General features: G+C 47.7%; 11 protein-coding genes. 1 reads left to right on the forward strand and 10 read right to left on the reverse strand.

Annotated features, from left to right (window positions below):
• Positions 1-184: 184 nt before the first annotated feature.
• From J7E85_RS15475 to J7E85_RS15510, 8 genes are all read right to left on the reverse strand, one after another.
• A complete protein-coding gene (locus J7E85_RS15475) occupies positions 185-439 on the reverse strand; it encodes an AbrB/MazE/SpoVT family DNA-binding domain-containing protein (RefSeq protein ID WP_215159206.1) in 255 nt (84 codons plus the stop codon).
• A gap of 196 nt (positions 440-635) precedes the next feature.
• Positions 636-1100, reverse strand: a complete 465-nt coding sequence (gene trmL, locus J7E85_RS15480; RefSeq protein WP_215159208.1) for a tRNA (uridine(34)/cytosine(34)/5-carboxymethylaminomethyluridine(34)-2'-O)-methyltransferase TrmL — start codon at positions 1098-1100, stop codon at positions 636-638.
• A gap of 129 nt (positions 1101-1229) precedes the next feature.
• Positions 1230-2318 carry a 3-phosphoserine/phosphohydroxythreonine transaminase gene (gene serC, locus J7E85_RS15485; protein ID WP_215159210.1) on the reverse strand — a complete coding sequence of 363 codons (1089 nt, stop codon included), beginning with the start codon at positions 2316-2318 and terminating at the stop codon, positions 1230-1232.
• 100 nt (positions 2319-2418) lie between these two features.
• Positions 2419-3303 (reverse strand): hypothetical protein, encoded by an 885-nt coding sequence (locus tag J7E85_RS15490; protein ID WP_215159212.1) that lies wholly within the window; start codon positions 3301-3303, stop codon positions 2419-2421.
• A 78-nt stretch (positions 3304-3381) separates the two neighbouring features.
• Positions 3382-6108, reverse strand: a complete 2727-nt coding sequence (locus tag J7E85_RS15495; protein ID WP_215159214.1) for a GH36-type glycosyl hydrolase domain-containing protein — start codon at positions 6106-6108, stop codon at positions 3382-3384.
• A gap of 25 nt (positions 6109-6133) precedes the next feature.
• The gene (locus J7E85_RS15500) at positions 6134-6970 is read right to left on the reverse strand and encodes a carbohydrate ABC transporter permease (RefSeq protein ID WP_098748537.1); all 837 of its coding nucleotides are present in this window, start codon (positions 6968-6970) and stop codon (positions 6134-6136) included.
• Entirely contained in the window at positions 6970-7863 is an 894-nt protein-coding gene (locus tag J7E85_RS15505; protein WP_076324460.1) for a carbohydrate ABC transporter permease, read from the reverse strand. Before J7E85_RS15505 ends, J7E85_RS15500 begins: the two co-directional genes overlap by 1 nt.
• A 107-nt stretch (positions 7864-7970) precedes the next feature.
• On the reverse strand, positions 7971-9311 hold the full coding sequence (locus J7E85_RS15510; protein ID WP_215159216.1) for an ABC transporter substrate-binding protein: 1341 nt from the start codon (positions 9309-9311) through the stop codon (positions 7971-7973).
• 415 nt (positions 9312-9726) lie between these two features.
• On the opposite strand from J7E85_RS15510, the gene J7E85_RS15515 reads away from it, so the two are divergent.
• Positions 9727-10770 (forward strand): LacI family DNA-binding transcriptional regulator, encoded by a 1044-nt coding sequence (locus J7E85_RS15515; protein ID WP_215159217.1) that lies wholly within the window; start codon positions 9727-9729, stop codon positions 10768-10770.
• Between the two features lie 184 nt (positions 10771-10954).
• Here J7E85_RS15515 and glnA read toward each other — a convergent pair whose 3' ends face one another.
• Together glnA and aroF are read right to left on the reverse strand one after the other, a co-directional pair.
• Positions 10955-12379, reverse strand: coding sequence for a type I glutamate--ammonia ligase (glnA, locus tag J7E85_RS15520; protein WP_215159219.1), 1425 nt, complete (start codon positions 12377-12379; stop codon positions 10955-10957).
• A 294-nt stretch (positions 12380-12673) separates the two neighbouring features.
• Positions 12674-13729 (reverse strand): 3-deoxy-7-phosphoheptulonate synthase, encoded by a 1056-nt coding sequence (gene aroF / locus J7E85_RS15525; protein ID WP_119846702.1) that lies wholly within the window; start codon positions 13727-13729, stop codon positions 12674-12676.
• Positions 13730-13843 lie beyond the last annotated feature (114 nt).

The following is a 13843-nucleotide window of genomic DNA, read 5'->3' on the forward strand; positions in this document are numbered from 1 at the left end:
ATTTTGGATCGTCATGCTCGTATTCGCCCTTTACATGGTTGGCATTTGGACCGCGGCATACAATGATGATAAAACCAAAGGCCTGTAAGGCGTCTCCCTCGTATATCGGGGGAGTTTTATTTTTTTGAGGAACAAAAAAGGCACCGCTCATTAGCGATGCGCAAAAGGTAATTCATTTGAGGTACTAGGCATGTTTCGGAAGCTGCAGCATTTCGGACATGCATTGTGAACAGATATAGCGCTCTTTAAACTCGCTAACTCCGTCCATAGAACCACAGAAGACGCATTTCGGACGATAGCGCTCCAATATAATATGGTCCCCCTGTACAAGAATTTCTACGGGATCCCCCTCGTTCATTTGATATCTCTTGCGTAGAGACTTAGGCAGAACGATTCTTCCCAGCTGATCAACTTTACGAACAACACCAGCAGGTTTCATAACGATTGTACACCTCTTTCATTTTCAACAAGTGATTTCTGACACCACAGTTCAGAACTGATAACAAGGGCCTAGTATAATAGTTCGATAAAAAGTTGTCGAATCCTGCTGGAAATTAAGAATTTCTTAGTTTTTTTCAATATCAACTAGGTATACTGGATGATATTCCCCAAAAAACTCAAAGTTTTGCAAAAACTTATACCATACCCGGGAAATCCAATTGACGCAGTGCTTCATATACCATAATCGCTGCAGAGTTGGATAAATTCAGTGAACGAACCTTATCGGTCATCGGCATGCGAATACAATGCTCGCTATTTGCGGCTAGCAGCTCCGGAGGCAATCCCTTGGTTTCTTTGCCAAACACCAAAAAATCCCCGTCTTGATATTCAATGTCCATGTAACGCTTGGTAGCCTTCGTCGTGGCGTAGTAATAACGTCCTTCCGGATAAAGTGCCTTTAACTCCTCAAAGGAATCATGATATTCAATATGTACGGCATACCAGTAATCCAGCCCGGCGCGCTTTAATGTCTTGTCGTCTGTATTAAAACCGAGCGGACGGACCAAGTGCAGATGTGTGCCCGTTGCGGCGCAAGTTCTGGCGATATTGCCCGTATTGGCTGGAATTTCCGGTTCGACTAGTACGATGTGTAATGCCATGTTGATAAGTCCACCTTTTCTTCTGTTTTATTTTTATTATAACCGATTCCTTCCCGATTTCCCGGGATATCCAGAAATAACCTTCCGCCGAACCGGCGGAAGGTTATCATTGTGTAATCTTGTATGATTTTAGCTGTGACTGTTCTTAAACTGCTGCATGAATTCTACCAGCGCCTGAGCGCTCTCATACGGAACGGCGTTATAGACCGAAGCCCGCAAACCGCCGACGCTGCGATGACCCTTCAGACCGACAAAGCCTGCTTGCTCCGACGCCTTCACGAATTCCTTCTCCAGCTCCTCAGAGGCAAGACGGAACGTAATGTTCATATTGGAACGCACCTCTGCATTCACGCAGCCGCGGTAGAAGCCTTGGCTGTTATCGATGGCATCATAGATGAGTGCGGCTTTCTTGCGGTTCATCTCTTGAACGCCTTGCAGGCCACCCTTCTCTTCAATCCACTTCAGCACTTCGTTGATCATATAGATGCCGAAAGAAGGTGGTGTATTGTACAGCGAGTTATTTTTCAAATACGTATTGTAACGGAGCATAGTCGGCAGATGTTTAGGAGAATCTGTAATCATATCCTCTCTGACGATCACTACCGCAACGCCGGACGGCCCCAAGTTCTTCTGAGCGCCCGCATAGACCATCGCGAATTGGTTCAAATCGAACGGACGGCTGAGGATATCGCTCGACATATCACAGATAAGCGGCACCGAACTGGTATCCGGGAATTCCTTAAACTGTGTGCCTTCAATCGTTTCATTGGAAGTCAGATGGAGGTAAGCTGCATGATCCGACAGCTTGATGTCCTTAAGGCTGGGCAGAGCCATGTACTTGCTCTCCTCAGAGGAGGCTGCCACATGAGTTTCGCCGATCAGCTTGGCTTCTTTAATCGCCTTGTCAGACCAGCTTCCCGTCATTACATAGTTCGCAACCTGGCCTTGTCCCAAGAAGTTCATCGGAATCATTGCAAATTGCGTGCTTGCACCGCCTTGGATGAACAACACCTTGTAGCCGGATGGATTCCCCAGCAGCGACAGCAGGCGCTCCTGCGCTTCGTTATGAACCGCTTCATACACAGCGCCGCGATGAGACATTTCCATGATCGACATGCCGGTATCCCCGTAATTGACGAATTCGGCCTGGGCGCGCTCCAACACTTCAAGCGGCAATGCAGCAGGTCCTGCGTTAAAATTGTATGCTCTCTTGCTCAAAAGACTCTCCACCCTTTCTCTACTATGAATGCTAATTAACGCTAATCATAGCAACAATCCCATAGACCTTCAAGTGTAATTATTCACATTGAATTCTCCGCTACCAACAGAAGAATTGGTACTTTCTACTCCAGGATCTCTTTTCTCCGGGTGCCAGGCTTAATCGAATAAACACTTCTGGCGATATAACGTGGCCGGTCCCCCACAGGGCCATATGCGCAACCGGAAAATCGCTGATCTCCCTGACTCCCGCCCTGCTGGAGCTGTGCGTAAGCTCCCAGGAATAAGGATAATCGCTGCCGTTAAAGCCTTCCATTCTCCCATAAAAGGGCTTATCCGGTCTGGCATTCCAGCCCACCTCGTTATCCTGAACAGACAGCAGAGCCGAGGTATAATCCGATTCGACCTCCGTAAAGCGGACAGGGACCGGTAACTTCAGTTTATACTCTGGTCCTACCAGCTCTTCGTTAATCCCTATGAAATTATGAATGTACTCCTCCGTATCCATCCTTTGGCTCCCTTCATTGCAGAGCTCATAACCTATCGTCAATGTCGTGTCTTGAATCGAGATTTTCTTAACGAGTTTTGCCGCATACCCTTTGACGTTCCTAGGATGCATCGTATATGAAATGCTCACGTCATCCGAAGTGATATCCACATTGAAAGGTTCCACCGGATACGTATACTGAAAATGATACGGGTCCTCGCTGACCCGTTTGAGAAGGCCCACTCCTAATTTAGGAAACCATCCACCTACTTCGGCCTCTGCATAGCCCATCCCCTCATGCAGTCCAAACTCGTTGCACAATCCGGACCCGGCCTGAGGGTTAAACCCATCCGCAAACTCATGAACACAGAATGTGTGACCGCTCTCGGTCAATTTGACCTGGGTAATGAAACCGGTCCGGTCAAAACGCGTCCCTTGATAACGACCGACTTCCGCTATGTCGACTTCCAGTTGTCCGTTTGCTAATTGATGTTCCAAAACAATCGCTCCATTCATGATGAAGAAGCCCCGGCCAACTTGCCTGCCAGGGCTTCCGAAATGTTGTATGCTCGTGTGTCAGGCAAGCTCGACACGAATTAGTTGACCCTCGTCTTCGGATAACGCGGACAGCAAGCTGCGATCCAATTCGGCAGCCCCCGGTTTCTCACTGCGCAGCTGAATCTTCTCACCGTTCAGCGTAACCGATTGAATCGTATAACTTCCATAATCCAATCGCTTCGGATTGCTGTATACAATCTGAAGCTGTTTACCCGCAAACCGCGTATGCACAGCAGCAGTACCGTCGGCTCCGAATTGCGAAGGCCTGAGCTTCGGCTCCAAGAGCAGATGTCCCAGATTTCCTTTCACTCCAAAAACCTCGGTCAGCATGGTAAGCAAAAGCCAGCTTGCCGACCCGGTAAGATAGGGATACATCCCTCTTCCCTTCTCGTTGATGTACTCGGGAATACCCGGATACATTCGGCTGCGTTCAAATTCATTGCTTAAATCGTAAATCGATTGCAATACCTCGTATCCCTCTTGGACAAAACCTCTCTTATAGAGAGCGTTAGCGTACATGACGCTCATATGGCTGAACATGGCTCCATTCTCTTTATGTCCGAACGCGAAACCGAATGCCCGCCCGAGATTTTGCTGAATCTCGCCAAAGTTCGAATTCAGACGATAGCCGATACTCGGATCTTTTAAATACCGATCAACCGATTTCGTAATTTGTCCTACCTGTGCATCATCCGCAATTCCGCCCATAACGGCAAAGACCTGGCCTGTGAGCGTCATGCGCACGCCAAGGGGATGATCGCCTTCCACGCGCGCTCCGTCATTATTGTAATAACCGTTAAACCACGAGTATCCTTCTTGACTCGTAATCCATTCTTTGCTGCGCAAATGCCGGATGATCCAGTCCGCTTTCAGTTTCAAATCCTTCACAACTTCCGCAACGCTAAACTTTCGTTTATTTCCGGTCACGGAGACTTTAACAGCCTCATAATACTGATCAAGCAGCTCCAGCTTCCCCTGCACATCGTCGTAAGAGACGGGAGCCGTTAGAGAGTCGAGAAGCAATGCCATTTCCTCTGCTATTTCAATGAACTCCACGCCTTCTCTGTCCCGCCAAGACAGCAGCAGATCGCCAAACTGCATCAAATTGCTTGCATAGAACGCCGTAAAGGCTACGCTCTCGCCTCTATCCGGGGCAAGATCAAGACCATCATTCCAGTCTGCTCCCTCAAGCTTAATGTTGTTGTGCTCACCTACATTAAAGAACGGAACCAGATTCTGCAGCAGCATGTGCTCCAGTATCGTACCTTCGTATACCTCACCGTTCACGGTTAAGAGTAGATTTCCATGCTCAGGCAGCCATCCACTGTCCTTCTCCTTGCACCGACTTACAAATACGTCGCGGAAATAGGTCTGCGGCTGCTTCAGGAAATCCAAATCCCCACTCTGATCCATATAAAGCAGCGTGGTCATGAATGGCCATGCACCGTGATCCATCCATACGCGCGGTATGTTGTTCCGGTCAGCAATAAACTCACCGGGCTTCGTTCCGATAATCGTTGCATTGCTTCCGTCAATCCGTACACCCGCATAGTTATTGAGCAGCAGATACCGGACCTCGGACGGTTCCATGATCATCAATGCCAGGCAGTCCTGCCAGAGGTCACGCCATCCACGTCCTCCACGGCCATAGTCATGATAAGGAAGAAATGAGTTGCCATAGAGGCGCCTCAATATCGGCTGCAAGGTTACCCATTTCATCCACAAGTCCTGCTGCTGATCTCCGGTATGGAAGGATACGGTATTCAGCTTGTCATTCCAATAGGCTTCATTCTGAGCAAGCAGCTCATCAAAGCGCTTCTCCGATAAATACGTTTCGGCAAGTCTTCCGGTCTCGGTGCGATCTTCCGAAATGACCATCGCCATAACATAAGACCTGGATTCGCCAGGCTGCAGTTGAACCCCCGCAAACCGCAGACCTCCAATGGCCTCGTATCCCTCCAAGGAGTCGCCTGCCTGCGCGTCCGCTTGCTTATTGGCAATGACAGCCTCAGGCCAATCCAGAGCGCCGCCTTCCCCAATATACTCTTCAAGCACCGGAAAATAACCGATCGGTTTCGCACCGTCCGCTTCCGCACCCAGGACACTGTAGGATACGTGGTTAATACGGTGCCCCCGCTCGTCAAATGAGAGAGCAGGCTGAACTTCGATCCCTTTGCGATGGACAAAGATCCGGTGAAGCAGGGATGTCACGTGACGGTGGTCACGCAGGTCGTCTGCCGAACGGCCATACAGCGGGATCGCCGCAGTAGGGGTCAATTTTAGCGTCTGCTCGCCTACGTTGGTCAGCGTTACTTTCATTAACTCGATTTTGTCATCCGTTACCGGAACGAAGCTGGTTACTTCCGCTTGCAGTCCGGCCTCCCCGTTCATTCGCGTCAGCTTATGCCATAAAAACCCGGCTGCCAATTGGCTTTCTTCTTCCTCGTTCATGAACCGGTTTGCATTCTGCTTGGCTGAATTGCCGGTTACGGACCATGCGCCATGCCCGTCAATGTGCACCCAAAAGTTACGTGCGGACTTGGAATTATGCAGATCCTCCACCGATACGGGCGACATGAAAAACGTATTGTGACTGCTGGTCATTTCACCGTGAAGATTTGGCGTGACGGCCGACATCATGCCGGCCTCATTCACTAAAGGAAAATATAAATAGTTATGATGTTCAGGATTACGCAACGTAAAGACCCCATGGTTCCCCTCAAACTTCCATCCTGTTGATTTCATATCGCGTCCTCTTCCCCTCTATGCCTTAGGATTTGACGGCTCCCGCCAGCGCCCCGTCCACCAGATATTTCTGTATGAACGTGTACAGAATGATCAATGGCGCCGCTACGATCGTAATTCCGCATGCAAGCAGCGGCCAGTTATTCCCGTATTGCCCCCTGAATTCCTTTAGACCGAACGTAATCGGATAGTTGGACGGACTCGGGAGATACATGATCGGACCGACAAAATCATTCCAGATTCCAATTGCGGTCAGAATGACGCCGGTTGCGATAACCGGCTTCATCAGCGGCAGAATGATCTGGAACAGGTAACGGATATAACCGGAACCATCCATCCCCGCGGCCTCATCCAGATCGCGGCTAATCGACTTGATGTAGCCGACAAACATCATGAACACAACGCCCGTTCCCGTCGTTTTCAGCAAAATATAACCAAGCTTGGTATCATACCCGAAGAACGAAACACTCTCCTTGAAGGACAGCATGAGTTTATACTGGGCAACCATCGGATTCGGAAGAAACTGGGACAACAAAAAGAACATATAAATGAAGCCGCTCCACATCACATATCCGCGCGCGACCGGAAACGCCGCAAACAACGACACGATGATGGTCAGTACCGTCGCAGCTACCGTATAAATTAAGCTATTCGCGAAATAACCGGCGAAATTGCCCTCAGACCATGCCTGCGTATAATTGCCCCATTCCATGTTCTGGACGATCCCGATCGGATTGAGCAGATACTCATTGAAGGATTTGAGTGATACGTTGAATACGAGCAGAAGCGGAACGACATACAGAATCAGCAGCAAACATATGACGGCGTAAGAAAGAATTTGCGTGGTTTTGGAATTTCGCATCAATACTCCACCTCTCTCTTACGCGTCTGTCTGACAGCCACCACAACAAAGAGGAGAATAATCAGGAACTGTACAACGGACAGCGCCGAAGGAAGGCCCATTTCCAAACTTCCCCGGAACGTCTCTTTGTACACGTCGTACGCCATCGTCCTTGTATTGAAGCGACCGTCTGTTGTCGCCAAAATGATATCGAAGGTAGACATTGCACCAATGATGGATAACAGCATATTCACCGTGAAGGATGGTGCGATCAAGGGGAAAGTAATATGACGGAAGGATTGCCACTTGCTGGTGCCGTCAATATGACCCGCTTCGTATAAATCTTTAGGGACCGATTGGAGTCCAGCCAGAAAGATCAGCATGGAATAGCCCATGTACATCCAAATCTGGACGAAAATAATATAGCCGAACGCGTGAGTGAAGCTCCCAAAGAACATGTCCTGATAGCCGAAGAGAGCGTCGTAAAGGCGATTGACAGGTCCGTTTAACGGATCGAACATCATCCCCCAGATCAGAGCGACAACAGCTACACCCAGTACAACTGGCAAGAAGAATACCGCGCGATAGAAATAATCGCCTTTCAGGCGCTGGTTAATGATGACGGCGATAAAAAGAGCGACCCCGTTCTGCACGATCGTAACAACGAACATAAAGATCAGGGTGTTTACGATGGAACGCCACCGCTCCCCTGAGTTCCCCGAGAAGAATAATTCCTTATAATTATCAAGCCCGACAAATTGGTACGTGCTGCCCGGGAGGTTCTTGACATCGGTAAAGGAATAGATGACCGTCAGGATCGATGGTCCAAAATAAAACACGATGTAAAGCGCCATCGGTATCAGCAGCAGCAATAAGGGTATGAATCGGTTAAATCCTTTTCCAAATGGATACATCTCTCTCACCTCGCAAAATCCCATTTCAATAAATGTCGGGGCCTGCTGCACAGACCCCGACTACAGTATGGTTCATTCTATATAGGTCTCTTTATAATAGAAGAATCTTATTTCGGAGCAGCAGCTTCCCATTCTTTTTGTTGAATATCAGCCAGCTCTTTTGCTGTTTTGTATGGGCCGCCCGGTGCCAGGAATTCTGTATGAACACCTTCTGCAGCCAAATGCTCGCCAATATTTTGACGGTTAATCATCATGATTTCGTACGCCAATTCGAACTCTCCGAGATATGGAGTCAGTTCATTGTCAATAAAGTCGCTTTCCGTCTGAATATTATCCTGCGTCGGGATGAAACCGGCAGCTTTCACGAATGTTGTGTAATTTTCCGGCTCGGAGAAGAATTCAAGCCATTTTAGGGCTCCTTCTTTGTTCGGTCCCTTCTCGGTTGCATACCAGGTTACGTCATACTTGCCGACAAAAGAGGCATTCTTGGCTGCATCTTCCGTAGCCGGAAGCGGGAAGTAACCGAATTTCAGCTCCGGGTTTGCTGCTGCGACGGTTGGAGCATCCCAAGAGCCATCAGCCAGCATGGCGGCTTTTCCTGTTGCAAAATAGGAAGGCGCTGTTGCATAATCAATCCCCATGAATCCGTCGATCATGTAATTGTCTTGAAGCGTCTTCATTTTTTCCAATACTTCGATTGCTTCTTCATCGTTATAAGCCGTTTCGCCTTTCCAAACACCTTCAATCCACTTCTGCTGGTCTCCGCCGCCAAGAATTTTGGCTTGCAGGGCGAATACAGGGAGTTTCAAAGGCCATACGTCTTTACCTGCAACAACAATCGGGGTAATGCCTTTGGCTTTCAGATCATCATTGAGCTTGATGAACTCCGACCACGTTTTCGGAACACTCAATCCATTCTGTTCAAAGATTTCTTTATTGTAGAACAGACCGGACATCGCAACCTTGCCCGTTGGAATCGCATACACTTTATCGTTATAAGTTCCGGCTTTTTCGATATCGTTAGCGTTATAATTCTTAATGAAGGCTTGGTCGGATAAATCCGCGATCAATCCCGTATCAATCCATTGCTGCCAATCAGGTACCTTCGCACCCGGTGTCCATTCCTGCGGGGAAAGTCTCATTCCCGATAAATCAGCCAAAACGTCGACGTCATTAGCGGTAATTCTTGCTCTCTGCGCCTGCTTGTATTCGTCATCCGGACCCGTAGTGGTATACTCTATCGTATACTCAGGATACTTCTCTTCAAATTTCTTGTTGATCTCTTCAACCGCTTTATTGATGTTATCTTGTTTCCAGTGTAGAATTTTGATGACCTTTTTATCACCTTTCGCAGGTGTACCTTTATCGGCTGAATCACTGCTTCCGCAAGCCGCTAGCGAGAAAGTCAGAGCACCCGCCAAAAGTATTGCTGATAATTTCTTAATCATTTCCTAACCCCCTGAAATTAAAGTGCAATTCATTATGAAACCGGATTCATCATTCCGCTTTTTCTCGCCCAGTACAATCTTGATGTTACGAAACAATTATTATAAATTTTCGCAATTCAGCGAAATATACCGAAAGCGGTTTCGCAAGGCCTATTATTACTCATAATATTTTGTTTGTCAAAGCTTTTTTTCTCTTTCCCACAATATTTTGTTATTGAACGCGATTCAGCTTTATTCCTCTCTATTACAAGCATCATAACTACTCTCTTCATTGACTTACCTGGTTAAAGCAGATACACTAATTTACGAAACAGTTTCGCTTCTGTACTAAATAACGGACAAGCAGCAATCATAATTAACGAAAACCCACGAAAATTATGAAATGATAATATAAACAGAATAAGGGGCGTTTCGCATGGCGTTAAACATCAAAACAATCGCTAAAATGGCCGGGGTATCCGTATCCACCGTCTCCAAGATTATCAACAACTACAGTGATGTATCCGAAGAGACCAAAGCACGCGTGTTGGAGATTATGAAAGAGACGGGATACACCCCTTCCAATTCTGCGAAAACATTAGCAACCAAGAAATCGAATTTAATCGGCATCATATTTGCGGGAAAGCTGAATGTCGATTTTACTCATCCTTTTTTTGTTGAAGTTCTCAATTCCTTTAAGAAGCAAATGGGGGTTCTCGGTTACGATCTACTATTTTTTTCGAATGAGAAATTCCAAGGGGATGACGCCGACTACCTCGGCCGATGTCGTCATTATCAGGTGGATGGCTGTGTCATTATATCCGGCGAGGAAATTGAGCCCTCGATTAAAGAGCTGGATGAGAGCGATATTCCATGTATCGGGGTCGATATTGAACTGTTCGGCGAAATGTCAGGGCATATCATGTCCGATAATTATAAAATGTCCTCGAAGGTCGTGGAGCATTTCTATCTTCAAGGCTTCAGAGACTTGGGGTTCATCGGAGGCAGCAAGGAGTCTGAAATCTCCAACAAGCGTGAGGCCGGTTATCGTAACGCCATGGATAGCTTCGGACTTCCGGCCCATGCGGAATGGTTCCTAAGCGGTGAAGATTTTCATGAGGCAAGCGGATACAAAGCCATGACACGGCTGATCCAAGCGGGTTCCCTTCCCCGCGCGATCTTTGCGGCCTCTGATCAGATTGCAATTGGAGCCATCCAAGCGCTTCAGGAACATAGCCTGAAGGTCCCTGACGATGTATCGATCATCGGTTGCGACGATATTGAGGCGTGCAAATATACAACACCCAAACTAACGACGATTCGGCAAAACAAAGAGAAAATCGGTCGCCTGGCAGCGCTCATGCTCTACGACCTTATCCATAAACAATCGCCCATCAGCTCCTTTGTCGTAGAGCCTGAACTCATCGTTCGGGAATCTTGCGGAAGCAATACGCATCACTACGGATACTTTAAAGAGTAAAGCTGGGGTAAGGGAGTGAGGGGCTGCTTCAGCCAAGAGCAAGGTTATTCATGCCTGCCTTTGAAAATAGCCTTTGTTCTCCCTCGGTATGATAATCCTCGCTAAACCTAGCTAGGCTTTATATGTGTGCAAAAAAAAGCCCAGGGCATGATGCATGATGCCCTAGGCTTTTTGACGTTGTTTATTATAGGTCGTAGTACAGGGAGTACTCGTGCGGATGAACGCGGATGTTAACCGCTTTGGCTTCGGCACGCTTGAACTCGATGAAGTTCTCGAGGAATTCTTGCGTAAATACGCCGCCTTCTGTCAAGAACTCATAGTCTGCTTGAAGTGCATCCAAGGCTTCGTCCAGGGAACCCGGTACGCTGCGGATTTCCTTCTTCTCGGCGTCGGACAATTCATAGATATTTTTATCGAATGGTCCATAACCGAGTGCGGTAGGGTCGATTTTACGCTTGATACCGTCCAAGCCAGCCATCAGCATGGCGGAGAATGCAAGGTAAGGGTTCGCCGTGGAATCCGGTGTACGGAACTCGATGCGGCAGCCTTTAGGCGTTACGGCTGCAACCGGAATCCGCACTGCGGCAGAACGATTGCCCTTGGAGAATACGAGGTTAACCGGTGCTTCATAGCCTGGTACCAGACGTTTGAAGGAGTTGGTGCTCGGATTCGTCAAAGCAATCAATGCAGGCGCATGGTACAGAATACCGCCGATGTAGTGGATCGCTGTTTGGCTGAGGTTAGCATAAGCGCCTTTTTCATAGAACAATGGGGTGTCACCATCGAAAATGGACTGGTGAACGTGCATGCCGCTTCCGTTATCCCCGAACAATGGCTTCGGCATGAACGTAGCAGTTTTGCCATATTGGCGCGCTGTGTTATGCACGATATATTTATAGATCAACAAATTGTCAGCTGTTTTCTTCAATGTATCGAAACGGAAGTTGATTTCCGCTTGGCCGGCAGTTGCTACTTCATGGTGGTGACGCTCGACGCGAAGTCCCGCTTCATCAAGCAAACGGCACATTTCGCTACGGATATCCTGCTGAGTATCCACAGGTGCTACTGGAACATATCCGCCCTTAACGCCTACTTTGAAACCAAGGTTGCCGCCTTCTTCCTTGCGGTTCGTATTCCAATGCGCTTCCTCGGAGTCTACGAAATAGCTGGAGCTGTTCATGGAGCTTTCATAGCGAACTTCATCAAACAGGAAGAACTCAGATTCCGGTGCGAAGAATGCTGCTGTTCCGATACCGGCTTCTTGAAGGTATTGCTCGGCACGAGCTGCGATACCGCGCGGGTCACGCTCATATGAATCACCTTCCGGTGTATAAATGTTGCTCATAATGTTAAGCGTAGGATGTGCTGCAAATGGATCGATATAGCAAGAATCCGGATCAGGAATCATAACCATATCCGATTCTTCAATGCCGCGGAATCCTGGAATAGAAGATCCATCGAACGCTACCCCGTTCACGAATGTTTCCTCATCTACTTCTGAAGCCGGCAAGCTAATATGATGAACCCGTCCCGACAAGTCTACAAAACGAAAATCGACCCACTCAATATTGTTCTCTTTAATGGTTTGCAATACTTTCTCTACCGACATGTCTCTTCCTCCCAATTTCCGAACATTAAGACTTAAACAGCTTAACAATGTTCATAATCTTTCGATTTCTTTTCGTCATTATATGCCGGGAGATAACCTGACGTCAATACCTATGTAAGGTATTTTTGAAAACAATGTTAGGTTATATAACACAGGAAACCAATTAATGTAAACTCAGAAAAAAGACACCTGCAAGCTTTTTGCAGATGTCTTTTATATTAGATTTAAGGAACTGGCGAACCTTAACTATGTTCTTAACGCTATCCCCAAGTGTACAACGTCGCTTATCAATTACTATACGCGCGCAAATTCAGAAGCAGGTGCTTTGGCAGTCGCAAAGCTTTTGCCTACCAGTGGAGCCAGCTGCTCCAAGTCTTTAAGCAATGCAGCGAATTGATCCGGAAACAGGGATTGAACCCCGTCACCTGTCATGGAATTATCTGGATCTGTGTGCATTTCAATAATAAGGCCGTCTGCCCCAGCCGCCACGGATGCCTTGGACATCGGTTCGACAAGCTCGCGTCGTCCTGTTCCATGGCTCGGATCAGAAATGACCGGAAGGTGACTCAACCCTTGTAAAACAGGGATGGCAGATAAATCCAGCGTATTCCGGGTGTACGTTTCGAATGTTCGGATTCCACGTTCACAGAGCATGACATTCGGATTGCCGCCGGCAAGAATGTACTCCGCTGCATTCAGGAATTCATCATAGGTTGAACTGAAACCTCTTTTCAACAAAACCGGCTTACCGCAGGTACCCAGTTTCCGAAGCAAATCGAAATTTTGCATATTACGGGTACCCACTTGCAGAATATCGGCGTACTCCGCGCAAATATCCACGTATTCGGGCGTCATAACCTCCGTAATCGTCAACAGGCCATGTTTTTGCCCGGCTTCCGCCATCATAATCAAACCTTCAACGCCAACGCCCTGGAAGCTGTATGGGCCCGTACGAGGCTTAAAAGCGCCACCTCTAAGCACCTGTCCGCCTGCTGCCTTAACCAGCTGCGCGATCTCGTCAATCTGCTGTGCGGATTCCACGGCGCATGGACCACCCATGACGACCAGATTGCCGCCGCCAATCTTGGTGCCTTTAATATCAATAACGGTATCATCCGGATGAAAGTCACGACTAGCAAGCTTGTAGGACTTGGAGATTTTAACTACATTCTCTACGCCCTTCATTTGGCGAAGATGCTCCGCAAGCTTCGGGTTCACGCTGCCGATCAGCCCGATCACCGTGCGATCCGCCCCTTTCGATACGTGAGCCTGCAGTCCTTCCTTCTCAATCTCGCTTACGATATGCTGAACTTGTTCCTCTGATATTTGATTGGATGTAATAACGATCATAATAAAACCTTCTTTCTGAATTTATTCCATTTTCAATTTCAATCGATGGATAATCACTTTCGCGCTTGTTCGCTTTTAAGCTTTTATGCTTTTATCCGATAAAGTAAATATACA

It is taken from the genome of Paenibacillus sp. ISL-20 (assembly GCF_018613005.1).
Classification (GTDB): domain Bacteria; phylum Bacillota; class Bacilli; order Paenibacillales; family Paenibacillaceae; genus Paenibacillus_AQ.

Excerpts from the sequence above, each read along its gene's own strand:
- J7E85_RS15505 (WP_076324460.1), bottom strand. The coding sequence starts at position 7,863 with ATGTATCCATTTGGAAAAGGATTTAACCGATTCATACCCTTATTGCTG.
- trmL (WP_215159208.1), bottom strand. The coding sequence starts at position 1,100 with ATGGCATTACACATCGTACTAGTCGAACCGGAAATTCCAGCCAATACG.
- J7E85_RS15475 (WP_215159206.1), bottom strand. The coding sequence starts at position 439 with ATGAAACCTGCTGGTGTTGTTCGTAAAGTTGATCAGCTGGGAAGAATC.
- J7E85_RS15515 (WP_215159217.1), top strand. The coding sequence starts at position 9,727 with ATGGCGTTAAACATCAAAACAATCGCTAAAATGGCCGGGGTATCCGTA.
- J7E85_RS15500 (WP_098748537.1), bottom strand. The coding sequence starts at position 6,970 with ATGCGAAATTCCAAAACCACGCAAATTCTTTCTTACGCCGTCATATGT.
- aroF (WP_119846702.1), bottom strand. The coding sequence starts at position 13,729 with ATGATCGTTATTACATCCAATCAAATATCAGAGGAACAAGTTCAGCAT.
- J7E85_RS15495 (WP_215159214.1), bottom strand. The coding sequence starts at position 6,108 with ATGAAATCAACAGGATGGAAGTTTGAGGGGAACCATGGGGTCTTTACG.
- glnA (WP_215159219.1), bottom strand. The coding sequence starts at position 12,379 with ATGTCGGTAGAGAAAGTATTGCAAACCATTAAAGAGAACAATATTGAG.
- J7E85_RS15510 (WP_215159216.1), bottom strand. The coding sequence starts at position 9,311 with ATGATTAAGAAATTATCAGCAATACTTTTGGCGGGTGCTCTGACTTTC.